The following is a 23195-nucleotide window of genomic DNA, read 5'->3' as shown; positions in this document are numbered from 1 at the left end:
CGCCTGCTGCGCCTGCACGGCGAGCGTCGCCCGCCGCAACGTGTTCTGCGCCGCCCGCGCCGCCCGCGCCGCCTCCTGCTGACCGGACTGCGCCGCCGCAATCGCCGCCGCCGACGGCGTCGGCAGGTTCCCGTTCGCCAGCGGATTGGCGCCAGCCCCCGGCGCAACCACCAGCATCGCCGCGATGCTGACCGAGGTCAGCAGCAGCTCGGTCGAACGACGGTGCGAGAAGCGGAACGCAGTCTGGATGGGCATGGCAAGGCCTCGTGGTCGAGATTCTACAAGTCGGACCGGTGCCGGGCCTGCGCCCAAAGCACCATCTGACTCACAAGGACGAACGAACCCCGCCGAGACCGAAAAAAAAGTTTGTCCTCCGATCTGCCTCTGTGCACCCGCCGCAAAATCACCAATGCGTTCAGCTCAACAGCACGACCCCACCCGGCAGCGTCGTCAGCTTCGCACCATAGAGACGCTGCGCCAGCGCCAGTACGTCATCGACCTTGTCGATCCGGAAGCGCGCGTTGACCTGTCGTTGGCCAAGCGCGTCATTCATGAGGATGACGCGCCCCGGCCGATAGCGATTGATCTCGGCAATCACCTCCGCGAGGGGTGCTGCCTGAAACACCAGCAAGCCTTCGCGCCAAGCTGTTGCGGTCGCCGCATCGATGGCAACGAGCGCGCCGAGGCCAGCCGCGTTGTATCTCGCCTGCTGGCTCGCCTCCAGCGACACGGCACTCTCGCCCTGCTCGACGCGGACCCTGCCGTCAAGACAGGTGACGCCGACGTTGCGCCCATCATAGCGAACATTGAACGTTGAGCGCCGGGCGCTGATGCGGCCATCGCCGGCGATCACCCTCAAAGGTCGGACTAACTCCCGGTCGATCGTGATAGCGGCTTCCCCGGTGATGAGCTCGATACGATCGTCGTCATCATCCGACGGTCTCAGTGAAAGGCTGGTCTGCGTGTTGAGCAGCACTGATGCACCTTCGGCAAGGGCAATACGGTGCTGCTCCCCCGTAGCCGTGCGGTAGTCAGCCGTGAGTTCGGCATACGAAGGCCAGATTTCAAATGGAGGGCGCGCTATCAGATAGGCCGCTGATGCTGCCGCAACCCCACCCACGATCATGCGGCGTGTCACGCGCCGGGGCGAAGGTGACGCCGCGGCGTCCGTCGCTCTCCGTTGCTCGGCGCTACCTACCGCCGGTCCCAGGCGATCCCACAGCCTGGTTGCCGAGGCGAACGCGGCTTCGTGCGCCGGGCTGAGGCGCCGCCAGCGGCGGATGTCCTCAACGTCTTCGGCAGTTGCGTCGCCGGATACAAGGCGCTGAATCTTATCGAGCGCGGCACGTCGCAGCATCGTGTCTGGGCTGTCCTGGTCGATGGGATCCATGATTTCGTCGGTTTGATCTGACGCGTGCACGCTCGGCCCGATACGGGCTGTAGCTTCCTCTAGGACGTTTCAGGCGGGCGGGGACCGAAAATTCGGATGACCTTGCGATTGAGCCGCTGGGCGCAGTGCTCGAGCGCATGCCTCAATTCCATCTCGACCAGACGCTGGGAAATGCCGAGCTCGGTCGCAATCTGGCGAAACGGTTTTCCCTCGATGCGCGCCGCATAGAGGATCGCCCGACGGCGCGGGCTCAGCTCCTGATAGGCGCGCTCGAGCGCCTCGATCTCCAGGCGCGCCTCAGCCGCAGCTGCGGGGTCTGGACCCGGATCGGGCACAATGAACAATTCGGCGATCTCGTCTGGCCGGACGAGGCGGCCATCCTTGCGCGCGCGGTCGACGGCAATGTTGACTGCCGTGCGCAGGATGTACCCCGTCGGGCTCCTGATCGGCCCAACCTCATCGTCACGATCCAGGTGCAGCCACGTCTCATGTAGCGTCTCCCGGGCCAGCTCGTCGGAATTCAAACGCCGCGTAAGAAGCTTGCGGAGGTCGTCGTAGCGATCGACCAGGAGCTGGCGCAGCGCGGCCCATGTGACATCGCTCATCGCGCGGCTCGCTCATACGATTGGGAGCTGTTCTGCCGGCAATCACCCGTCTGTTGCGGGGCACGCGGGATGACCAGGAGCGTCACCGGCTGCGGCATGCCCCTTGGCGGTCGACTCCCGATGGTCACGGTCTGCAGCAGGTTTGCGATCGCCGTGTCGCGCGTGCTGCTCCCAGTCGTGGTCAGAAGCTGAGGCTGCAAGACCTTGCCGGAGCCGTCCACGCGGAACTGCACGGCAAGTCGATAGTCGCCGGGCACCGTCACCGCTTCCCGGCAAAAGGCCTCCTCGATGCCGCGTTGGATCATACCGAAATACGGCAGATAGTCCTGTCCACCCGGATCTTTGCCCGAAGGTTGCCATGCCGGCGCCGGGACCACCGAGAACGCATCTCGCGTATAGAGGACGGTCAGGCCTGTGCCTTCGAGGAGGACGCGTAAGGCAACATCGGCCGCCAGGATTCCACGGACAGCTTTCGAACGGCGTCCCGCCGCCAATCCGGCGTCGTAGAGAACGCCGAGACCCGTCATGGCAACGTAGGTGTCGAGGGCTGATGCCAGTGGCTGGGCGGCGATGTCGAACGCTATCTCAGCGTGGGGATTGGCCGTCTGTGCCGCGGCGGAGATCGTCGTCGTATAGATGGCGGCGGCACCCCACAGCAGGGACGCAAGCGTACGGCACAGCCAAACGCTCCGGACTTGCGCTGCTATCGGCGCAACCGGCCCCAACACTCTCGCCCCATGTTCGTACGAATGTCACAATCGCCACTCGATCCTAGACGTTGCGTATTACACGAGCATGTCACGCCATGGCTGGTCCGCTTGGCCCTTACCCTCGTCCGCTTCCTCGTCGTTCAAGTTAGTCGTCCCTCTGCCAGATTTCGAACCGGCCCTTTATCTATTCTGCATGCAACAGCTAACGATGGTCGACCTTAGGCCGAGGCGATCGATTGGCGACAGCGGACCCGACTTCAATAGTAGCTCGTCGCGCTCTATGCTCAGAAGGCGGAACAAATCCGGACGTCACCCCATCGCTTGGCCGGTGTCGGACTCAATCGAGGCAAGTAGAGGCTCGGACATTTGACGCCCTGACATGCCTCTCGCATTGCCGCCACGGCCGCGCGCTCAAGGACACACGGAACCTCCGAGCATCTAGACTGCAGCGCGCACTATTTCAGGCAGTTCCCAACTCGCCCCGTCGCAAGGCAGCAATTGATCGGCGATTAGTTGCACCTCCTATCACCGACGTAATACCGCCGCGGATGATCAGTATAAGGATCCATCAATCCTTGTGCGATGTATCCTCATGAAGAAGTCATCTCGAGATGCGCGAAACCGGCGGCGCGCGCAGACCGTCGACGAGCAAGATATCCTGCGCCAATTAGCGGCTGCCTTCGAGAAAAAGTTTGGCCGGCCTCCGGGACCCGACGATCCAGTCTTCTTTGATTCAGACGCCGACAAGCCGCGCAAGCTCGCAATGGAGAAATTCGATAAGAACGTCTTGGCTGCGATGCAAGCGTCCGGCATAGCTCCTCAAATCATCTACGCCTTCAAAAAGACTGGCCGGCTGCTGCGTGAAGATCTGATCTCGACGTACCCCCCAGAGGCGGTGGCGGAATGGGAAGCCGCGATCGACGAATACTTCGCGATGGAGGACAGCCCAGAGTATTCTGCCTCGGAACATCCGCCAAAGTTCAATGCCCCGGCGTTTGAACCGGAGGGTGAGATGGAATCGCCCGCCAACTTTGAAATAACGGCCGAGGCCGCCGCGCTCCCGCTAGCTGTGGCAGACATTCCTCATGCCGAAGTTTGAACGCATTACCGGCTAATCGCTATAATGATTGACATTCCGGAAGGCTTTTTCACGCCGTCCGCTCAGCGACCTCCCGATTGGCCTGATGAGCCCGAGCTGCACCGCGCCGTCACGCCTCCAATGAGGGCCACTACCGTTCATGAACAAACGGACACGCACCTCGGCATAAGAGATCGCGGAAATTTCGCGTGGCTGCTTTCTTTACAGATATGTGATACAAAGAACGACTGGTCGCCGCACGCCGTCTCCAACCTATGCGAGAAAACGGCGGAGTGAGCTGATGACCGCACCAATGACAAAATTGAGTAAAGCGCCCGAAGTCACGCTGACTTTCTTGCTTCGGCTGAACCCTGGGCAACTCCCGGCAGCGCGCGAGCAAAAATCGTGACTACGACTCGCCTGATCATTCTCTGTGCAGTCCTCATGCCCGGAAACGCTTACGCTGGTCCGCCATTCCGAACCGATGACCCTGTGCCGGTCGAACTCGGACACTACGAATTTTACAGCTTTTCGACGGGCACTCATACGAAGGGAGACACATCGGGAGAACTGCCCGGCTTCGAACTAACTTACGGATTGATACCGAATGGCCAGCTGCAAATCGGGGCAGCGACCTCGTTCGCCGCTCCGAGCAATGGCGGGACAGTCTTCGGCTACGGGGACACCACCGTGAGTTTCAAATATCGGTTCATCCAAGAGGAGAAGGATGGACTGCGACCGCAAGTTGCCTTCTTTCCGGCGGTCCAAATTCCCACGGGAAACCACGATCGCGGACTAGGAGCCGGTCACGTCCAGGTCTTCCTTCCTCTCTGGGCCCAAAAATCGTTCGGCGATTGGACGACCGATGTCGGTGGCGGCTACTGGGTCAATCAAAACGATACCCTCGGAGATAAGAACTTTTGGTTCGTCAGCTGGCTACTACAGCGCAAAATGACGGAACAATTGACGTTGGGCGCAGAGGTATTTCATCAGACGGCCGACACAGTCGACGGCAAGGACAGCGCAGGCTTCAATCTCGGTGGCACGTACGATTTTAATGACCACAACCACCTGCTGTTTTCCGCGGGGCGGGGGTTTCAAAACGTGTCTGAAACCAACGAAGTTTCTTGGTATTTTGGCTGGGAAGTCACTTACTAGGAACGTCTGATCGCCTTCGTCATGCTACCGGAGCAGCGTTCGGCGCAGGCCTGACGCAGCCGCACGGAACTTATGTCACTTCTGTCGGCGGAAATTGCGACGCCAATCATGCTCCGGTAACGATTGACAAGGTTGAGCTGCAAACCGGTGCTGTCCGCTTCGGGCCGTTAGGCACAACGATGTGGGAACAGACCGCTGATCGTCTCCGTTGAGAAAAAAGGAGACCCGAGATGGCCATACACAAACTATTCTTCCGAAATCGTACGGTCGACTTGCCAACTCGCCGCCGTCACATGTGGTTCGAGGCTTAGCCGTCCGACAATCTGTTCAAGAGATGCGTCGTTGCGCTTTTCCGCAACCGCCTGCGCAGTGACGGTCACCTTCAAGGTCTCGGGAATGTCCTCACTGTCGATGCGGCGGAGGCCGAGCCCGGCTTGGGAAAGCGCATGCAGGAGAAGCGATCGCATGTGTGCCTCCTCCGCGCCCTTGCACGTGACCTCGACCGTGTAATGCGTTTGGACGTCGGTTGACATCAAAGCTCTCGTATTGAGACGTTGAACCAGCGGTCGCAGTATGAGGTTTGTGGTGACGACGAGAAAAGCAGCCGCCAAACTGGGGATCCAGAAACCACCCCCGGCAAATGTGCCGACCATGGCTGAGCACCAGAGGGTCGCCGCAGTATTCAGTCCATGGACGTTGATGCCCTCACGCAGGATGACACCCGCGCCGAGGAATCCGATGCCGGAAACCACCTGAGCGGCGACCCGCGTCGGATCTCCCTGCCCCACTATCGCGGAGAAGACGACAAAGCCGGCAGCACCCAGCGCCACCAGTGCGTTCGTTCTGAGCCCGGCCATCTTCTGGTGCCATTGGCGCTCAAAACCGATGGCCGAGCCAAGGAGGAGAGCAAGACCGAGCCGAAGAAACGGCTCGAGAGCGCCGACCGAGTTGGGTTCCATTCGCTTTCAGCCCTGACCTGCGATCGTCAATTGAGCGATGCGTATAAGCACGAGTCCCCCGGCTATGACCAGATAGCCCCGTAGAACGGCCATCCAGATGCGGCTGGCGCGCGAAAGCGTGGCCGCAGGCAACTCGTTGAGGGGCGGCATACGCCAAGTATCGCGCGACACCTTTTTTTTTGCCGTCCTATTGCCTCGGCTCCCAATTGCTCCGGTCGCCACTGCGGTCAGCAGCGCAACAAGGGTGCCCCCTCCTAGGATCGACAAGATGACGGTCGCGTTCGTTGTCGCGGGAAACAGCACAGACGCTGTGAGGATAATTGACAGCATAACGAGCAAAGCGATCACCGCGCCGGTGAAGAGGTTCATGAGGCGCGTGTTCGCCCAAGGCCCGAGCACGGCCTCATCGTTGCACAACAGGAGCAGGAAGACTGTCGCGCTTGGAAGCAGAACGCCGGCAAGCGTCTGCACGGCATTGGTGAGGAGCCCGAGGGGGACGTGCGGCGTCAACACGAGCCCTGCCGCCAAGACGATTAGCCCAAAATAGACGGCATAGAAGCCCTTGGCGTCGCCTGGCTTGCGATGCAAGGAGTGTTTCAGCGACAGAACATCGCCGATGGCGTAAGCGGTCGAAAGCGACACGGCGCAAGCGCCGATGATGCTCGCATCGATGAGGGCGACGGCGAAGAGCAAGCCCGGGACGCGGCCAACGTATTTATCGAGCCCTGCCGCAACCGCTCCCGCATCGGTGAAATTGCCGAATTCCGGTTTCCCTGCGAATGTCGCGGCGGTAAATGCCATCATGGCGACGGCACCGATAATGACGAGTACGATGCCGAGCCACAAATCGAGCCGCTCGTACTTTATGAAACGCGGTGGGATCCGCTTGTCGACCACATAGCTTTGCTGAAAGAAGAGCTGCCAAGGTGCGATCGTCGTGCCGACGATGGCAATGATGAGCAGCATCACGTCGCTTAGCTTCCCACCGGTGGGAAGCTGGGGCAGCACCATGTCACGGGCGATATGGACGACGGGCGGATGCGCCATTAGCGCTATGGGAACGAGCAGCAAGCTCCCGACGCAGAGCACGAGCGCGAAACGCTCGAAGCGGCGGAAATTGCCCGTGCTCACCGCCGCAATAATCGCAACGGCTGAGAGTGCGACACCCAGTTCTTTTGAAACCCCGAGATAATCGAGCGCCAGAGCGATGCCGATAAATTCGGTGACGATGGTCAGCGCATTCAAGAGAAAAAGATCTACGATGCTGAAGGCACCCCAGAATCTGCCGAACCGCTCGAGAATGAGGCGCGCGTGGCCAACGCCCGTGACGGCACCAAGCCGCAGTACCATTTCCTGGTTGACGTAGAGCACCGGCACGAGAAGGAGCAACGTCCACAACAATGCCGTTCCGTAGTTCTGGCCCGCTTGGGTATAGGTGCCGAAGGCGCCGGCGTCGTTGTCTCCGACCATCACAATGAGGCCAGGACCGAGAATAGCGAGGAGGGTGCGAAAGCGATGCCTCCAGGAGGTGCGCGGACCGTGATCCTGTTGGTGAATTGTGCCCAGGGCGCCGTGGATATGACCGATGTGGGCATCATCAAGAGCCGCGTTGCGCGCCGTAGCCTGCGCCGGAATCGTGTGCCTCGTCATGGCTCACCTCTTTCGCCTCCGGGGCGTCAGAGAGAGCCGAGCAGGTCTACCGACCCGGCTCTCGCCGCGCTTCCTTCGAGACTGCTGAATTGGTCTGTGGTGAAAGTTTCGGTTTACCGCCCGTCGCCACGTATGTCGCTGCACCGACGGGCCAACTTAAGCCGTCACTCATATCGGCACTCCTCCATCAGGCCGCGCGCAGAACCGTAGGGCCGTTCGCGGCCGGATGGTTTACGCGCAAGCGCCTACTGCCTGGTTCCTCGGCGTCTTCACTCGTCCACGCGCAAAAAAGCCGCCCTGTGCAGGGATCGACCTGCCATCTGCACACCAGCTGCGGGCGCATGTGCCGCGCCGTGTGCACGGTACGAGAGACTTCAAATGCATCTTGGACGAGGGTTTGCCTCATCCGCAGATGCCGACCTTTATCGATGAAAATGATCTTGTTCATCGCTCACCTCCATTGCCGTCAAGCACGGCCGGAGATGAGCTGCGCAACAGAGCTTAGGCTTCTGCCGTGCCCCTTGCACCCTCTCCGAAACCGCGAGCGGCCTTGCTATGTGCTGGCCTCCGTGCCGCGACCAACGCCGCGTGAGGGAAGCTGAAGCTGCTACTGCCCATGTCTCTTTCGATAGGGTTGTTGAACTGTCCGCGGGCACAAAGGCCTGCCGACAAGAGTGCGAAGTGCTCCAATCAACTGCGACTGTCAATCAACTTTTGGCAGACACAGTTGCCGCATGGCTAATGGGCGCCGAGCGCGTGCGGTTCAATAGACCGATCGACCTAAGGCAAGATCTACCGTCACCGCGGCACAATCCCGGTGCGGTTGCGAAAGAGCAGACGCAACGCTAGGCGTGGCCCATGTCAGCTTCTGGCAAACCTTCGGATCGCGTTCCGGTTCGTGATCATCGCGTAATGCGCTAGCGCTTTTTGAGCGGCTCGAAGCGATCGCGGTTTGTAGCTTTCCATGCCGCCGTTTTGCACTTGAGCCAATCGCGCGCCGGGCCCGGCCTATAACTGCTATCCCGGCGCTTCGAGACGATGCCCTCAAGGCCTCATCCGCTCGCAGGTCGCGAGCAGCTTGATAGGGTCCGCGAAAGTCCCTGAAAACTGGAAGTGCTCAGTGTCGGCCGCCGCGACCAATACGGCGAGTTTGAGCTTTTCGCTCGGTAAGCTTAGATTCGCACAACTCCGACGCTGGCACCGATACATACTTGGGAGCACTACGCCGCCTTGAAGTCTTTTCTAGCCTTCCAGAGATCATGTTGGCTCTGAAGTACCAGCCAAAACTCCGCCGACGAACCTAAGACCGCTTCCAGACGCAGCGCCGTAGGGGCTGTAATCGCGGACTTGCCCTCGAGGATATCGTAGAGAGCGCGCCGGCTGACACCCAGCCGCTGGCGGCGAGGTCGTCAGCTAACACCTGGCCCGGATAGGGCATCGGAAAGTCCGGATGGGGTGTCAGCGTCGGTTTGCGCGGCATGGCGAAGTCCTTTCAGTGATAATCAAGATAATCGACGTCGCTGGCGTCTGTAGAATAAAAAAGGCCTTCAGCCGTTTCTCGTGAGGTTAAAGCATCGCCTCAGCCCACCGCAGCCCGTTTCCGCCGTATCGCAGCCGTCTTGCTGGGTCTCACGCTGATTTCGAGGCCAAGGCAGGATAGAACACGCATTGCCGTGCTCAGGGACGGGTTGCCGTCCGCTGCGAGCGCCTTGCTCAGGCCCTGGCGTGTCAGCCCGGTCTCCCGCGCGATCGCGCTCATATTGCGAGCTCGAGCGACGTCGCCAAGCGCACTGGCGAAATGCGCGGCGTCTCCGCCTTCTGCGGCGGCTTCGAGGTACGCTGCGATTGTTGCCTCGCTGTCGAGATAGTTCGCCGGGTCGAAGGGCTTTGTTTTTAGTTTACTCATTGGCTTCTCCATTCGTCTGCTAATTCGTGGGCCCGCTTGATGTCTCGGCTTTGTGTTGACTTGTCACTGCCGCAGAGCAGCACGATGAGGGTGTCGCCTCCTTGATGAAATAAACCCGGTAGCCCAGGCCGAACGCCATCCGCAGTTCCAAAACGCTCCCGCCGACCGGCTTGCAATCGCCCATATTTCCGGCCGCCACTCTCTTAATGCGATCGATGATGCGCGCCTTGCCCTGCTTATCGCGGAGGCTGCTGAGCCATTTGTCGAACGGTTCGAAGGTCTCGATTTTCATCATGCCATATGTGTAAACTATGGTTGTTGATATGTCAACTATAGTTTGCAGGTTCAGGCATAAAAAAAGCCCCCAGCAGTCTCCCGCTGAGGGGCATAGCGTCTCAATCTTAGCCGATAATTTTCCGGCGCCCTTCCGAACGTCGAGGAATCAACGCCCCTTCCCGTTCCCAGACATCGAAATATTCACTTAGAGTCGACGTCGGTACTCCGAACGTTCGCGCTAGATACGCCGCCGGAGTTCTCAAACGGATGAAGCGGAAAACCTGGCCACGGTTATTCTGAACTGATGGGTGGATTCACGTGATTTCATAGTGTTCCACCGTGAAATCGAGACCCAGACGCGCCACTTTCGGACTCGCGAAAACAAATTGATCCGACGACGGAGATCAAATCGCTTTTCCTCTTGGCGAGGGGGCGAACCAAGAAAGCATTGAAATATTGGCTGGGATGGGAGGGTTCGAACCTCCGAATGGCGGAATCAAAATCCGCTGCCTTACCACTTGGCTACATCCCACCAGCGCGTGAGGAGAATCGCCGCCCGAGCGACGGTCGGCGGCACCATAGTCAGTCGTTCGCGGCCGAGCAATGGCACGCGGCAATGCGCTCACCCCTTCTTCCCATCTGTTTGCCGGCGCGCAAGCCTGCTGGGGTCCGTCGATTTCAAGCCGCGGGTATTGTTGCATAAAGAACCCCCAAATTCGCCGGATCGAAGCGCTTGCGGTAGGTGAACGAGGTCGCTATAACCCCCCTCTCCTCGGTGCCTACCCGGCGCCGGGAAAAGCCTTTATTCAGGCTGACGGTCGGGCGGAGCGTAGCGCAGCCTGGTAGCGCACTTGCTTCGGGAGCAAGGGGTCGGAGGTTCGAATCCTCTCGCTCCGACCAGTCTTTTCAATGGGTTAGGTTTCCCGCCCACACCCTCGCCCCAGAAATCACCCAAGAAGTGTGACTTTTCTCAACGTGCCTCTGTGGTGAGCGGGCTTACCGGCGAGAGGCGAAGGATGCTCGTCCAGACGCGGGTGGTCCAAACGAAAAAATGGCGCGCCCCAACGAGGCACGCCAAGCAGCGACGCGCGAAAGACAAGCGAACTAAGCGGCGAGCGGGGGCCGCGTAAACTCGAGACTCTCCGCCACCGCCCTCAGCGCGGCCGGGTCGCTCGCATCGCCGGTTGCCGCTGCGTCGATGCGGAGGAGAGCAGCGCGCAGCTCGGCCGCCGAGAAGGGCCCCTGCGGGGCTAAACCTGCGCACTTCTCTTTTGAAAGCACGTCGTAAAGCTCAATCTCGTTCGCGATGCGAGACAAGCGACTCGAGTCGTATTCCTCGACGTAGTCGCCGGCCGCACTCGACCAGACTTTGCTCTCGTCGTTGCCGACGAACCAAAACCAATTTCTGGGGTCGAAAGGTGTCATGTGTATTGGCCTCCTGTTGCCGTCGTGCCGGCTGCGTCGCCCGGGAGCGCCGACGTACCCGCCCCGTTGGTGACGATAGTGCCGTTCAGAGTGACGGAGTATCGATTGCCCGTCGTCGAGCCCGAGTAGCTGGCGCTGACGGCCGAGAACTGCGCTTGCTGCACGATCACGAAGGCCGAGGCCCAGGCGGGCGTATTCGAGACTGTGACGGCCCGCGAGTCGATATTGATGATTCCCAGCCCCTTCGAGAAGGCATGGGCGTGACCGCCGCCGACAATCGCATATGGGCCATCGGCCTGAACCAGACCCATGTTGCAAAACATATGATAACCGCCGCTCGTTACCTCGAACTCGCAATTCCGGAAGAAGATGGTCGAGTAGCCGGCATTGACGTAGAGGCCGTTTCTGTTCGTGCCGGAGGGCTTGATGCGAAATCCGCGCACGTAAATCTGACCGCCATTCGTAACGGTCACAGCGTCGTTGCCGTTGAGCACACAATTGGCCGGCGTCGTCTCATCGCCGATCAGGAACACGCGACCGGTGCCGAGGGCGCGCGTCCGAACAGCCAGCGCCTCCGTCGTTGTCCCAGCCGACATCTGAATCGTGACATCGTATGTCTGAAGGTCGAGCGTCCCGTAGACGACATCGAGTGCCTTCTGAACGGTCTTGAAAGCGCCCCCCGTCGTGTTCGCCAGGCCGGTGTTGGAATCTGAGCCGTCGCTGAGCCGCACGTAATAGGTGCGGTTCGCGCTCAACACTTCGCGTGCTCCGCCCGATGGGAACGACACTCTGCCGTTCGACTTGGCTATCCGGATGCCTTCGTACCAGTTCGCGCCGTCGGGGCTCACCTTGAAGTGGAAGTCGTCGTCTCCAGTCAGACCGAGCTCGGCGCGGCCGGAATAATTCGTCTGGTAAAGCACCGACGCGGTGTCGCTCGCGGCAGCCTTGTTGATCTTCAGCTGGTGGCCGTTGCCGGTGTTGTCGAAGAGGCTGGCCGGGGTCTTGACGGCGAGCTTGTTCGTGGCGTCGGCGGTCGCGTTGACGCCGACGAGCGGGACGTTGTTTAAGTCCGCCCACGTTGCATCCTCGCGCAGAAACCTCGTCGTTCCTGTCGTTGGTCCCGGAGTCGGCACGAGGCCCTTTTTGTGGCCGGCGCCGGAGGCGACGAAGGCATCTAGAAGCGCGGTCGCCTGCGCTCCGGTCAGATCCTCCGGCGCGCCGCTGCCCGCGCTCGCGCGGCCCTTGATCGTGCTCGTCGCCATGTTGGCGAGGCTCGAATTGGCGACGGGTGCGGACAGGCCACCACCTCCGCCGCCGCCTGAGCCCGCGAACAGCGTCCAGGCTCCCGCGGCGTAGATGACAAGTGCGCTTTCGGCTGCGACCCAGGCGGCCCAGCCTTCCTTCGGCGCGTAGAACATCCACCCGCCGTCCTGGAAGGCCGCGATCTTGCCGGCATTGCCCGCCCATGCCCCGGATGGGGACGCCGCGACGATGTACCTTGCGCCCTCCGGCGGAGACGACGGCGGCGCCGTCAGCGCCCGGCTTTCAACGGCAAGCTGCACAAGGCAATCGAGCGCGCGGATCGCTTCGTTATGCGTGACATGCTTCTGCGCCTGAGCGGCCAAGATGTAGGGCAGTGCAAGGTTCGGCGTATCGTTCATGTTCACGCTAATGTCTGCAACGAGGCTCCCACGCAGGAAGATAAGGGCGGCCGAAAGCGCGGGGATAAGTTTTTGTGTTTTTCTGTGACGCCGGCTTTCCCCTGCGCGGAGGCCGCCGTGGCCGTGTGACAACCACGCGTCGACGATCCAACAGGCCGGATTGACAGCATCGTCGAACCCACTACACCGAGCCGTCGTTCATCAACCTCCGTCAAAGCTCCGGACTGGAACTGTTAGCCAATGAAATTTCTGGTCACCGGCGTTGCCGGCTTCATCGGCTACTACACGGCAGCGCGCCTGCTCGATCGCGGCGACGAGGTCGTCGGCGTCGACAACGTCAACGGCTATTACGATCCTGCGCTCAAGAAAGCGCGGCTGGCGCGGCTCGGCGGGCGAAAGGGCTTTTCGTTCCTGCATCTCGACATCGCCGATCGCGCGCCGATGAACGAGTTGTTCCGCGTGCAGCGTTTCGACAAGGTCATTCACCTCGCGGCGCAGGCCGGCGTCCGTTATGGCAGCGAGAACCCAGGCGCTTACATCGATTCCAATATCGTCGGCATGCAGAACGTTCTCGAAGGGTGCCGCCATAACGGGGTCAAGCATCTCGTCTTTGCGTCATCGAGCTCTGTCTACGGCGCCAACACGAAGATGCCCTTCAGCGTCCACGACAATGTCGATCATCCGCTCAGCCTTTACGCGGCGACGAAGAAGGCCAACGAGCTTGCGGCGCACGCGTATGCACATCTCTACCGGCTCCCCGTGACGGGGCTTCGCTTCTTCACGGTCTATGGGCCGTTCGGGCGGCCGGACATGGCGTATTTCAGCTTCACGCGGAAGATTCTCGCAGGCGAGCCGATCGAGGTTTACAGCAACGGCCAGCATGCGCGCGACTTCACGTACATCGACGATATCGTCGAAGGGGTCGTTCGCACCGTCGGCCGGATCGCGGAACCAGATCCGAATTGGTCGAGCGATGCGCCGGATGCCGCGACGTCGAACGCGCCTTACCGGCTCTACAATATCGGCAACAACAATTCGGTCGCGCTGATGGATTTCATCGCGACGATCGAAAAGGCGACGGGCCGCGAGGCGAAGAAAATCTTCCTCCCCCCGCAGCCCGGCGACGTCGCCAAGACCTACGCGAATATTGACGACCTTGCACGCGACGTCGGCTTCCGGCCTTCGACACCGCTCAGCGAGGGCATTGCCCGCTTCGTCGATTGGTATCGCGCCTACTACCGGGTCTGATTGCGCAGCACGAACCTTAGAGGTTCACGCCGCCGGACACCTCGAGGCGCTGCGCCGTCATCCAGCGATTTTCGTCTGACAGCAGAGCGGCGATCATCGGCCCGATATCGTCGGGAACGCCCACCCGTCCCATCGCCGTCACCGAGGCGATGTGCTTGTTGATTTCGGCGTTGTCGCGCACAAGGCCGCCGCCGAAATCGGTTTCGATCGCGCCGGGCGCCACGACGTTGACCGCGATGCCGCGCGGCCCGAGTTCCTTCGCCATGTAGCGCGTCAGCACTTCGATCGCGCCCTTCAACGCGCCGTATGCCGCGTATCCTGGCATCGTGAAGCGCGCGAGGCCGGACGAGAGATTGACGATGCGACCGCCGTCGGCGATCAGCGGCAGCAGTTTCTGCGTCAGGAAGAACACGCCCTTCAGGTGAATGTTGTAAAGCCGATCGAAGTCGGCTTCCTTCATGTCGGCGATGGACCCGCTTATGCCGATGCCGGCATTGTTCACGAGATAGTCGAACGTCTCGCGACCCCATTTGTCCTTCAGTATTTTCCTGACCTCGGCGGCGAAGGCATCGAACGAGGCGCTGTCGCCGGTGTCGAGTTGAAGCGCCACGGCTTTCCGGCCGTGGGCTTCGATCTCCGAGACTGTCTTCTCGGCTTCTTCGCGATTTGAACGATAGGTGAAGATCATATCGACACCCCGCTCCGCGAGGCTCACCGCAGTGTTCTGTCCAAGCCCGCGGCTACCACCTGTGACGATCGCGATCTTGGGACCCGATCCACTTTTTGCCTGTGCCATTGCTTGCTCCTCAAACGAATATTTGTGAGCGGAGTATCTATGCCTCGACCGTCGCCTGTTGAATGCCAGAACTCGCGAATTTCTTGCCTAATCCTCCAAACGGTCTTGGGCCCCGCGCTTTCTCGCCCTATGATAATGCCCAGTTCGAGATGAAATCGCCGCAGACAGAGAGACTTCGAAATGCTCGATTTGAAGACGGCGCTTATCAGCTATGCCGATGCCAATGGCGGCGGCGAAGGCGTTTTCGAGACGCCGATCCCGGGCTTCACCTTCATGCGCACGAGCCGCGCGACGCTGCCGCGTCACATGGTCTATCGGCCGTCGCTGTGCATCGTCGCCCAGGGCGAAAAGCAGGTGCTGTTCGGTGACGAGACCCTCTCCTACGGCGAGATGCAGGCGCTGGTCTTCAGCGTCGAAATTCCGGCGCTCGGGTGGGTGTCGAAGGCGAGCGCCGAAAAGCCGTTGGTTGGCCTCATTCTCGAACTCGATCTCGGCATCCTGCGCGAGGTGATGGAAGAGCTCGATGCGCCGCCTCTTCCGAACGACGAAGGCAGCGTTGGCGTCTTCGTCGGCAGTCTCCAAGGTCCTCTTGCCGATTGCACAACGCGGCTCGCACGTTTGCTTTCGACACCGAACGCCATTCCCGTTCTTTATCCCACGATCATGCGCGAGATTTCGTTCTGGCTGCTGACGGGAGAATATGGCGGCGAGTTCTGCAAGCTCGTCTTACCCAACAGCCGGACGCGGCGGCTTGCCGAGGCCATCCAAGTTTTGCGGGAGGATTTCGCGCGTCCCATCCGCATCGAACAGCTTGCATCCGTCGCGCGCATGAGCCCCTCGTCGTTTCATGCGCATTTCAAGATGCTGACGTCGATGAYGCCGCTGCAATATCAGAAGCAGTTGCGCCTTCTCGAAGCGCGGCGGCTGATGGCGGCTGGCGATATCAACGTGGCCGGCGCGGCTTATCAGGTCGGTTACGAGAGCGCCTCACAGTTCAGCCGCGAATACGCGCGCATGTTCGGTACGCCGCCCAAGCGCGACGTCGTCGATCTCAAATCGCTGGCGCTCGGGAGTCCGGTATGAATGTTGAGACCCGCGCTGCGTCTATTTCGGCGAGCGCAGAGGATACCGCAGCGAAAAGCGGGATCAGTACGACGTGCGCTATCGTTGGCGCAGGACCTGCTGGCCTCATGCTCGGCCTCATGCTGGCGCGCGCGGGCATCGACGTGACCGTTGTCGAAAAGCACGGCGATTTCCTACGCGATTTTCGCGGCGACACGATCCATCCCTCGACGTTGCAGGTGATGCACGAACTCGGTCTTGCGGACGAACTGTTGAAGCTTCCGCATACGGAAGCGCGCAAGCTCCATGCGGAGGTCGGCGGGAAAAACATCACCATCGCCGATTTTTCCTGGCTACCGGCGAAGAACCGTTTCATCGCGTTCATGCCGCAATGGGACTTTCTCGATTTCCTGGCGCGCGAAGCGAAGCGCTATCCGAATTTCCACTTGCTGATGCGAAGCGAAGTCACGGATCTCATCATCCAAGGCGACCGCGTCACGGGGCTTCGCGCGAGCGCACCCGACGGGCCTTTGAGTCTCAACACATCGCTCATCATCGGCGCCGACGGCCGCACTTCGGCGACGCGCAGGCTCGCGGGCCTCGAAGTTGAAACCTTCGGGAACCCAAGCGAGGTGCTCTGGATGAAGCTTTCGCATGCAGCAGGCGATCCCGAGCAGACCATGGGTCATGCGGGTCCGCGGCAAGGCTTCGTGATGATTGATCGCGGCGATTATTGGCAATGCGGGTATATCGTTCGCAAAGGCACTTATGCCGAGATCAAGGCTGGCGGGATCGAAGCGTTTCGCGAGATGGTCGCTGCCGTCTCGCCGCAGCCGCCAGAGCGGTTGCAGGAGATCCGCTCCTTCGACGACGTGCATCTCTTAAGCGTCCGGATCGATCGCCTGAAGCAGTGGTGGCGCGCGGGGCTTCTCTGCATCGGCGATGCGGCGCATGCGATGTCGCCCATCGGCGGTGTCGGCGTCAATCTCGCGATCCAGGATGCAGTTGCCGCAGCGAACATCTTGACGAAGCCGCTCAAGGAGGGCCGTCTCTCCAACGCGCATCTGGCGGCGGTCGAAAAGCGCCGCACGTTTCCGACGAAGGCCACGCAGAAACTTCAATTGATGATGCGCAGCGACCGGCGAAAACGCGAAGCCAACGAGAAGACGCGATCGGGTCCGCCGGGATTTGTCCTCGGCATCGCCAGGTGGCCGGTTCTCGCGCATCTTTCTGGCCGTCTCATCGGCCTCGGGTTCCGTCCGGAACATGTGCGCAATCGCACACGGCGTTAACCTGCGTCGAATTTCAGGGTATTCGTAGCGCGGCCGAGTTTCCTATAAGCGCTTCACGTTTCAACGAGGGTACGCGGGGTTTGGATTCACTCGACTTCAAAACAGAGATGGCGTTCGCATATGGGGTTCCATCTCCCATGGGACCGGGCGTCGTTCGGCTCGTCGCGGACAATCCGAGCGCGTTCACGTTCAAGGGCACGAATACCTATCTCGTCGGCTCCACGTCGTTGGCCGTCATTGACGCCGGGCCGGACAGCGCGGACCATCGCGCCGCCATTCTGAAGGCTGCAGCCGGCCGGCCGATCACGCACATTTTCGCCACGCACGCGCATCGCGACCACGTCGATGGCATCGCCGCGCTCAAGGCAGAAACCGGCGCCGTGACGGCTGCCTACGCGCGCGATCCGGCGGCCGGAAAGATCGCGCTCGAGAACAGTCCTTCGGGAAGCTACTTCGTCGACTATGATTTCGCGCCCGACATCGCGCTCAAGGGCGGCGACACGATCAAGGGGGCGGATTGGGCGCTGACGGCGATCCACACACCGGGCCACGCGCCGGATCATCTCTGCTTTGCGCTCGAGGGCCGCAGGATCGTCTTTTCCGGCGATCACGTGATGGCGTGGAACACGACCGTTATCGCGCCGCCGGAAGGGCGCATGTCCGATTACGTCTCATCGCTCGAAATTCTATTGGATCGCACCGACGACGTTTTTCTGCCCGGGCACGGCGACCGGCTCAACGATCCCCAGCGCACGGTGAAAGCCTATCTTCTGCATCGGACGTGGCGCGAGAAATCCGTGCTCGACGCGCTCACCGCCGGCGCGACGACTATTCGTCAAATTGTCCCCGAGATTTACCGCGGCCTTGCCCCGCACCTGATCCCGGCTGCGACGCTTTCTGTCCAGGCGCACGTCGAATATCTGATCGAGAAAGGTTTGGTCGCTTCCGATCTGCCTTTGACGCCGGACCGCGACCTTTCTCCGCTTTGAGCTTGTTGCGCTTGTCGACGACGGCTTGCGTGGCCTTATCGACATCGGGCACGGAGGCTTCGAAGCGGCTCGCGACTTCCTTCAGGATCGTGCGCACGTGCGCGGCGTTGCGGCCGAAATCCAATTCGCCGAAGCGTGACTGCGACCGGACATCGATGCGCGATGACCCGTCCTCGCCCAGCACGCGAATGATGATGTCGTCGACTAACCCTAAAATCTGCGACTGGTCGGAAAGCTCGATGAAGCCCGGCGCGTCCTGCTCGTCTTCGGGCGGAACTTCGAGCGTCGTCTTCAGCTTGAGCTTGGCGAGCGCCTGCAGCACCAGCTCGTAGCTTTCCTCGGTCGGCCGTGGCAGGACGAGGCTTTTGAGATCCGGATAGTGCGCGCGCTGAATGGCGGCAAACTCGTCGCCTTCGTATTCGGTCGCATTGGCGCCGGCAGGCCGCTCGTCCTTCGCCTCGGTGAATTCCGGCGGCTCGGCGAGATCGGTCGAGACGTCGTTGATGCGCGGCCACTTGAGGCTCATGGCCCAGACGCCGGCTGGGATCGCGAGCAAGCCCAGCGCGACGATCGCACCGCAGAATACGCGGGCCGCGCCCTGCCGTCCCGTCACCCAGATATCGAGCCCGGCGACGAACGCCATCAGCAGCGACAGCCCGGCGCAAAGGATGACGATATAGGCAATCGTCATCGCGACCGGCGTCGGCAGCAGATGCAGCCGATGGAGCGCCGCCGCCACCAGCGCGGCAACGGCGGAAAAAAGCGCGAGGCGGCTCGTCCACTTCGCGAGGAACGACGGCGGCCGGCCGGCCGCGTAGTAGATCCGCGTCGACTGATAGCGGTCGCGGACCCGCCGTCGCGGGCGGCGCTCGTCGATGCGATCCGTTACCATTCGAGCCTCAAGCGATCCTCACGTCTTCGGGCTGCAGTGTGCCACGAACGGCACGTCTCGTCGTCCTTCAAGGGTAGAGGCGCGTTTTGTGCCAGGAGTCGCGCGGCGCGTCGCGGCGGAAGACGATGCGGTCGTGCAGCCGGTATTCGCGGCTCTTCCAGAATTCGATTTCGACGGGAAGGACGCGGAACCCCGACCAGTAGGCCGGGCGCGGGATCGCTTCTTCCGGGTACTTCGCTTCGTAGTGATGAACCTTGGCTTCGAGCACGTCGCGCGACGACAGCGGCCGCGACTGATGCGAGGCCCAGGCGCCGATGCGGCTCAGCCTCGGGCGCGAGGCGTAATAGGCGTCGGCCTCGTTGTGCGAGACCAGCGACACGGGTCCCCGAATGCGGATCTGCCGTTCGAGGCTCTTCCAATGAAACAGCAGCGCGGCCTTCGGGTTCGCGAGCAGCTCGCGCCCCTTCACGCTTTCGAAGTTCGTATAGAAGACGAAGCCGCGATCGGCGTTCTCGGGCCCGTCCAGGCCCTTCAGCAGCACCGTCCTGACGTTCGGCACGCCGCCCGCATCGACGGTCGCGAGCGACATCGCGTTCGGATCGTTCGGCTCCTTCTGCTCGGCCTCCCGCATCCAGGCCTCGAACAGCAGAAACGGATCTTCGGCCATCGAGAAATCCGGCGCCGTTTCGGGAGCCGCTGCCGCGGTGGTTTCGGTGTCACTCATGTTGTATGCCCAACGCTTGTTTCTTCGTCTCGACTGCAGATCGCGCTTTCGAAGCGCTTTGCCAAGGTGCCGGTGTGCCCCGTTACAGCACACGCGACGATATCTGTTCAGCTCCTTTTAACCATACTGAGGCAGACTCACCCTATCGTCCTGTTGGGCGAGCGTCGCGTCCCGCCCGAGTAGAAAGTAAGCGTTATGTCCTCAAATGCGTCTCTATTCTCGACTGCCGCGGCCGGCGCAACGGCATTCGCGCTGGTTGCGGCGATTTTCATGCCTTACGGGCGTGCCTGGGGGGCGGAAAAGTCCCCCGCAACGGCGGCCTGCCCGAAGCCCAACGCCCTCAGCGAAACCACAAAATTCACGACCGTCAAAACCGCGCTCGACCGGGATGACGAATATGCGGCGCTCGAAAGCGTGCAATTCGCCCTGACCGAGGTCGCCGACGGCTCCAGCTACGTCTGGCATCGGGCGCACGGACGGCTTTCCGGTGTCGTCAAACCGGTCTCGTCGTTCAAGGACACGCGCGGCAGCGTTTGCCGCCATGCCGTCGTCACGCTGTCCGGGGTCGACACGACGAAGGAGACCGAAATCGTTGCCTGCCGTTTGCCGACAGGCATCTGGCAACTCGAATCCTGATTTTCCCCAGACTTACCGATCCTCCCAAACGAAACTGAAAAAGGCGGCGCAAGCTGCCTTTTTTGTTGGGGGGTGCGTTCGCGTCCGCAACTTAAGCGGAGCTTTGGCGTTGGCTTCTTATCAACAGGTTATTCCGGGTCGCTCATAGTGCTGGGCCGAGAATCACGGCTCATTGCCCCAAATTGGGGGATACGATGCTGGCATTCACATCGATACTTTTCACAGCGCTCGCTGCGTTTGCCGGCGCACCGATATGGGCCGCACTGATCGGCGCCGCCATCCTCTTCTCGATCTCGCTCCGCGAGCAGCGGAAGTTCGCAGCACGCTTTTCGAATATCGGTGCATCCCACATGCTGACGATGGCGCATTGGCAAAGCGCGGGGCATGCGATGCTGGCGAGCGGCGCGGCATTTGCACTGGGTGCAGTGGTCAGAATATTGGGGGGAATTTAACTTAGAAGCATTGGCATGTTCGCTCCGACGTCGACTGCGTGGAACCTAACCAGAGCTGCTTTCATGCGCTCGCTGCCCTCTTTCGCGTCTCCATCGTTTGGTGACCGACGTAGAATGCTTTCGTAGATCGATAGCGCCGCGCCGTAATTCTCACCAGGAAGCATTGTCCTGCCGCGCTTTTCTTCAATCCGCCCGAGAATTTCATATATAGCTGCGTGGTCTGCTTTACCCCGCTCAAGGTCCGGCAAATTTGTCAGCGCCGCCTCAAGCTGCGCTTTCGCAGCGTCTAATTTCGACCGAGCCTGCTTTAAATCGTACTGTTTTTCCAGCACCTCACCTTGATATCTAAGAGCCCGCGATTTTGTTAAGGCTCGGTCCGATCCCGCCTTCGCAGCCCTTTTCTCCAATCTTTCGTACCCCGCCAGCGCAAGATCGAAGTCATTCAATATTCGATGCTGATGAGCGGCGTATTCCAACGCATCGATATCGCCATCATCAATTTCCAGCGCTCGATTAAAGTGGAAAAGAGCATCCTTATTGGCATCCGAAAATTCTTGGCTTTCTGGGCTGAAGTTTGAAGCTAGCGCTGCAGAATGTGCACCTTTTAGAAGGTGAATCAGGCCCTCTTGTTTCAAGTAGTGGTGAGTACGATCAGCGCAGAACTTTTTTTGTTGCTCAATCTCATGCAATGCCCCCTCCAATTCCTCGTTGGAGACTGACAGCGAGTTGGGCCTCAGCCACGACGTCCACTTCAAACGACGCATAGTGGCTGCAAGTGAGTGCTCCACGAAGATGGGAGACTCGAAATCCAACAGCGTAGATCGCGGACGAGCGATTACCGACAGAAGCGCCCCGCGCGCGCCGTCCAGCCGATCATCGTCCCTTTTTAGAAGTTCAACTAGCCTAAGCGGCATTCTGCTTTCGCGATAGAACCACCACTTATAAATTGCAAAAGACCCGGGAACTAATGCGAGCACAGAACCTATCAACCAAATGAAAGGGTCTAGCCTAGCCTTTAACGTGATGAGCTCCGCTACGGTGCCCTCCCAAACGGCATGCCAATTCGAGAAAGCGTCAGCAGTCGATCCGAAACCATTTTCCAGCTGAGCGAATAATAACAATTCACAACAATGTCCCGCCATCCCCACGTCCCCCACGCAACAAACACAACCGTCCCCAATTCCATTAACATCGCGCAGAGCAGATTATCTGTATAGCCCCGTTTCGTCTTGCAGCGCAGCGCGCAAATCCCCGCCAATTCCCCCCACTCAAAAAAACTTATCCCCGCTCTCGCCTCCTCTCGCATAATCGCCTCGCCCATCCGGCGAAGGGTTCGTGCGCAAGGCGTTGCGCCGGGCTCGGGTGGGGCAGCCCGACCCGGGGCGTCACGCGCGCTTCCGGACAAGGCGATCGGCAAGGTCCGCACAGGGTGAGAAGCCTGTGTGCGGAGCATCCCGCTGACGTAAAGTGACCGTGCTCGAGACCCTGTTTCTCGGTCTGTCACGGAGCGGATCGGTTCCGAGACTTCATTGCTGCACGACCCAGCCGCGGAACCCGTCCGCTCCGTGCTTTTTTGTTGGTGCTGGCTCGCCCCTCCGGAGAGCCAGCCGGTTGCGCACACTTGGTTCGCGTCGTCCTTCGGGCCCCTCCGGGGAGCCGGCCGCCGTGCGCATTTGATGTCGCGTCGTTCTTTATCGTGGGTGCCAACGACTCCGCTCACGCGGTGCTGGCCCGGTGCGGACGCGTGGTGCTCGATAGGAGGAAAGCTAGGCGATCAATGGCGAGACGAGTCGTGAAAGCTCGGAATGAAATGATGGCTGGCGTGGCCGCCGGTTACGGCGTTCGCGATGACAGTGCCCAGAACCGTGACGATGACGCCAATGACGATCTGCGAGAACCAACCCTGCATGGCCCGACAATGCCCCGCTCAAACGGCCGTCCAAATTGCTGCTCCGGTGTTGAACCCGCGGCGGCGAGCTTTCCGTCGCATGGCGTCGGCGCAATTGCGCGGCTCCGGCGGGGCGGAAGTTGGGCATGGGGTGTTTCAGCTTCTGCGCGTTCCCGTCATGGCGACGATGAGAGAGACATTCGTGCCACTTCGGCAGCTTCATTCGAACGGCTCGAGGTGCATATCGCAGGTAGTGTATCAGTTTGAAAAATATCTCGATTGACGCCGCGGTCTAAGCGGCCTGATCCCGTGCTATGCTTAGCGCTATGGATCAACGCACCCAGAGAGACTATATTCGGTGGAGAGGCCCCGAGCTGGCCCGTTCTGGGCAGTACCGG

General features: G+C 60.7%; 24 protein-coding genes, 2 tRNA genes and 1 pseudogene. 9 read left to right on the top strand and 18 right to left on the bottom strand.

Annotated elements, in window-relative coordinates; translation table 11 throughout:
- The 4 genes from AB4Z24_RS22225 to AB4Z24_RS22210 all read right to left on the bottom strand — a co-directional run.
- On the bottom strand, positions 1–255 hold a 255-nt coding region (locus AB4Z24_RS22225; RefSeq protein ID WP_441711786.1), incomplete at its 3' end, for a hypothetical protein.
- 160 nt (positions 256–415) lie between these two features.
- Positions 416–1420 (bottom strand): FecR family protein, encoded by a 1005-nt coding sequence (locus AB4Z24_RS22220; RefSeq protein ID WP_441711784.1) that lies wholly within the window; start codon positions 1418–1420, stop codon positions 416–418.
- A 29-nt stretch (positions 1421–1449) separates the two neighbouring features.
- Positions 1450–1995, bottom strand: a complete 546-nt coding sequence (locus AB4Z24_RS22215) for an RNA polymerase sigma factor (RefSeq protein WP_441711782.1) — start codon at positions 1993–1995, stop codon at positions 1450–1452.
- Entirely contained in the window at positions 1992–2723 is a 732-nt protein-coding gene (locus AB4Z24_RS22210; protein ID WP_441711780.1) for an STN domain-containing protein, read from the bottom strand. The genes AB4Z24_RS22215 and AB4Z24_RS22210 overlap by 4 nt, the downstream gene beginning before the upstream one ends.
- Positions 2724–3297: 574 nt before the next feature.
- Between AB4Z24_RS22210 and AB4Z24_RS22205 the strand changes: the two genes are divergently transcribed.
- Both AB4Z24_RS22205 and AB4Z24_RS22200 read left to right on the top strand, forming a co-directional pair.
- The gene (locus AB4Z24_RS22205; protein WP_441711778.1) at positions 3298–3804 is read left to right on the top strand and encodes a hypothetical protein; all 507 of its coding nucleotides are present in this window, start codon (positions 3298–3300) and stop codon (positions 3802–3804) included.
- 384 nt (positions 3805–4188) lie between these two features.
- Positions 4189–4941, top strand: a complete 753-nt coding sequence (locus AB4Z24_RS22200; protein WP_441711776.1) for a transporter — start codon at positions 4189–4191, stop codon at positions 4939–4941.
- Positions 4942–5186: 245 nt separating this feature from the next.
- Here AB4Z24_RS22200 and AB4Z24_RS22195 read toward each other — a convergent pair whose 3' ends face one another.
- From AB4Z24_RS22195 to AB4Z24_RS22165, 7 genes are all read right to left on the bottom strand, one after another.
- Positions 5187–5900 (bottom strand): MgtC/SapB family protein, encoded by a 714-nt coding sequence (locus AB4Z24_RS22195; protein ID WP_441711775.1) that lies wholly within the window; start codon positions 5898–5900, stop codon positions 5187–5189.
- 6 nt (positions 5901–5906) lie between these two features.
- Positions 5907–7550 carry an NRAMP family divalent metal transporter gene (locus tag AB4Z24_RS22190; RefSeq protein ID WP_441711773.1) on the bottom strand — a complete coding sequence of 548 codons (1644 nt, stop codon included), beginning with the start codon at positions 7548–7550 and terminating at the stop codon, positions 5907–5909.
- 187 nt (positions 7551–7737) lie between these two features.
- Entirely contained in the window at positions 7738–7998 is a 261-nt protein-coding gene (locus tag AB4Z24_RS22185; RefSeq protein ID WP_441711771.1) for a hypothetical protein, read from the bottom strand.
- Positions 7999–8770: 772 nt separating this feature from the next.
- The gene (locus tag AB4Z24_RS22180) at positions 8771–8941 is read right to left on the bottom strand and encodes a HigA family addiction module antitoxin (RefSeq protein ID WP_441711789.1); all 171 of its coding nucleotides are present in this window, start codon (positions 8939–8941) and stop codon (positions 8771–8773) included.
- Positions 8942–9129: 188 nt separating this feature from the next.
- Positions 9130–9456 (bottom strand): addiction module antidote protein, encoded by a 327-nt coding sequence (locus tag AB4Z24_RS22175; protein ID WP_441711769.1) that lies wholly within the window; start codon positions 9454–9456, stop codon positions 9130–9132.
- A 19-nt stretch (positions 9457–9475) separates the two neighbouring features.
- Positions 9476–9751, bottom strand: a complete 276-nt coding sequence (locus AB4Z24_RS22170) for a type II toxin-antitoxin system RelE/ParE family toxin (protein ID WP_441711768.1) — start codon at positions 9749–9751, stop codon at positions 9476–9478.
- 438 nt (positions 9752–10189) lie between these two features.
- A tRNA-Gln gene (locus tag AB4Z24_RS22165) sits at positions 10190–10264 on the bottom strand.
- Between the two features lie 291 nt (positions 10265–10555).
- On the opposite strand from AB4Z24_RS22165, the gene AB4Z24_RS22160 reads away from it, so the two are divergent.
- Positions 10556–10632, top strand: a tRNA-Pro gene (locus tag AB4Z24_RS22160).
- A 204-nt stretch (positions 10633–10836) separates the two neighbouring features.
- Here AB4Z24_RS22160 and AB4Z24_RS22155 read toward each other — a convergent pair.
- Both AB4Z24_RS22155 and AB4Z24_RS22150 read right to left on the bottom strand, forming a co-directional pair.
- Complete coding sequence (locus AB4Z24_RS22155; protein WP_441711766.1) at positions 10837–11157, bottom strand: hypothetical protein; 321 nt, start codon at positions 11155–11157, stop codon at positions 10837–10839.
- Positions 11154–12818 (bottom strand): DUF2793 domain-containing protein, encoded by a 1665-nt coding sequence (locus AB4Z24_RS22150; RefSeq protein WP_441711787.1) that lies wholly within the window; start codon positions 12816–12818, stop codon positions 11154–11156. The genes AB4Z24_RS22155 and AB4Z24_RS22150 overlap by 4 nt, the downstream gene beginning before the upstream one ends.
- Before the next feature lie 240 nt (positions 12819–13058).
- On the opposite strand from AB4Z24_RS22150, the gene AB4Z24_RS22145 reads away from it, so the two are divergent.
- Positions 13059–14066, top strand: a complete 1008-nt coding sequence (locus tag AB4Z24_RS22145) for an NAD-dependent epimerase (RefSeq protein ID WP_441711764.1) — start codon at positions 13059–13061, stop codon at positions 14064–14066.
- A gap of 16 nt (positions 14067–14082) precedes the next feature.
- Here AB4Z24_RS22145 and AB4Z24_RS22140 read toward each other — a convergent pair whose 3' ends face one another.
- Positions 14083–14862: an SDR family NAD(P)-dependent oxidoreductase gene (locus AB4Z24_RS22140; protein ID WP_441711762.1), complete on the bottom strand. Its 780-nt coding sequence runs from the start codon at positions 14860–14862 to the stop codon at positions 14083–14085.
- Positions 14863–15042: 180 nt separating this feature from the next.
- Here AB4Z24_RS22140 and AB4Z24_RS22135 point away from each other — a divergent pair, with 180 nt between their 5' ends.
- The 3 genes from AB4Z24_RS22135 to AB4Z24_RS22125 all read left to right on the top strand — a co-directional run bounded on the left by AB4Z24_RS22135 (position 15043) and on the right by AB4Z24_RS22125 (position 18205).
- Positions 15043–15945, top strand: coding sequence for an AraC family transcriptional regulator N-terminal domain-containing protein (locus AB4Z24_RS22135; protein ID WP_441711760.1), 903 nt, complete (start codon positions 15043–15045; stop codon positions 15943–15945).
- Positions 15942–17216, top strand: coding sequence for an FAD-dependent oxidoreductase (locus tag AB4Z24_RS22130; protein ID WP_441711759.1), 1275 nt, complete (start codon positions 15942–15944; stop codon positions 17214–17216). The genes AB4Z24_RS22135 and AB4Z24_RS22130 overlap by 4 nt, the downstream gene beginning before the upstream one ends.
- Positions 17217–17353: 137 nt before the next feature.
- Positions 17354–18205 (top strand): MBL fold metallo-hydrolase, encoded by an 852-nt coding sequence (locus tag AB4Z24_RS22125; RefSeq protein WP_441711758.1) that lies wholly within the window; start codon positions 17354–17356, stop codon positions 18203–18205.
- An 88-nt stretch (positions 18206–18293) separates the two neighbouring features.
- Here AB4Z24_RS22125 and AB4Z24_RS22120 read toward each other — a convergent pair.
- Positions 18294–18731: pseudogene (locus AB4Z24_RS22120) on the bottom strand (DUF1499 domain-containing protein); the annotation flags it as partial.
- A gap of 433 nt (positions 18732–19164) precedes the next feature.
- Positions 19165–19821: a pyridoxamine 5'-phosphate oxidase gene (pdxH, locus tag AB4Z24_RS22115; protein WP_441711756.1), complete on the bottom strand. Its 657-nt coding sequence runs from the start codon at positions 19819–19821 to the stop codon at positions 19165–19167.
- Positions 19822–20016: 195 nt separating this feature from the next.
- On the opposite strand from pdxH, the gene AB4Z24_RS22110 reads away from it, so the two are divergent.
- Together AB4Z24_RS22110 and AB4Z24_RS22105 are read left to right on the top strand one after the other, a co-directional pair.
- Entirely contained in the window at positions 20017–20457 is a 441-nt protein-coding gene (locus AB4Z24_RS22110) for a hypothetical protein (protein ID WP_441711754.1), read from the top strand.
- A gap of 194 nt (positions 20458–20651) precedes the next feature.
- A complete protein-coding gene (locus AB4Z24_RS22105) occupies positions 20652–20909 on the top strand; it encodes a hypothetical protein (RefSeq protein WP_441711752.1) in 258 nt (85 codons plus the stop codon).
- Here AB4Z24_RS22105 and AB4Z24_RS22100 read toward each other — a convergent pair.
- Together AB4Z24_RS22100 and AB4Z24_RS22095 are read right to left on the bottom strand one after the other, a co-directional pair.
- The gene (locus AB4Z24_RS22100; protein WP_441711750.1) at positions 20906–22051 is read right to left on the bottom strand and encodes a hypothetical protein; all 1146 of its coding nucleotides are present in this window, start codon (positions 22049–22051) and stop codon (positions 20906–20908) included. The genes AB4Z24_RS22105 and AB4Z24_RS22100 overlap by 4 nt on opposite strands.
- Before the next feature lie 632 nt (positions 22052–22683).
- Positions 22684–22818: a hypothetical protein gene (locus AB4Z24_RS22095; protein WP_441711749.1), complete on the bottom strand. Its 135-nt coding sequence runs from the start codon at positions 22816–22818 to the stop codon at positions 22684–22686.
- Positions 22819–23195 lie beyond the last annotated feature (377 nt).

The organism is Hyphomicrobium sp. 2TAF46 (genome assembly GCF_052114865.1).
Taxonomy (GTDB): Bacteria; Pseudomonadota; Alphaproteobacteria; order Rhizobiales; family Hyphomicrobiaceae; genus Hyphomicrobium_B.
This window is presented reverse-complemented; position numbering and strand designations above follow the sequence as displayed.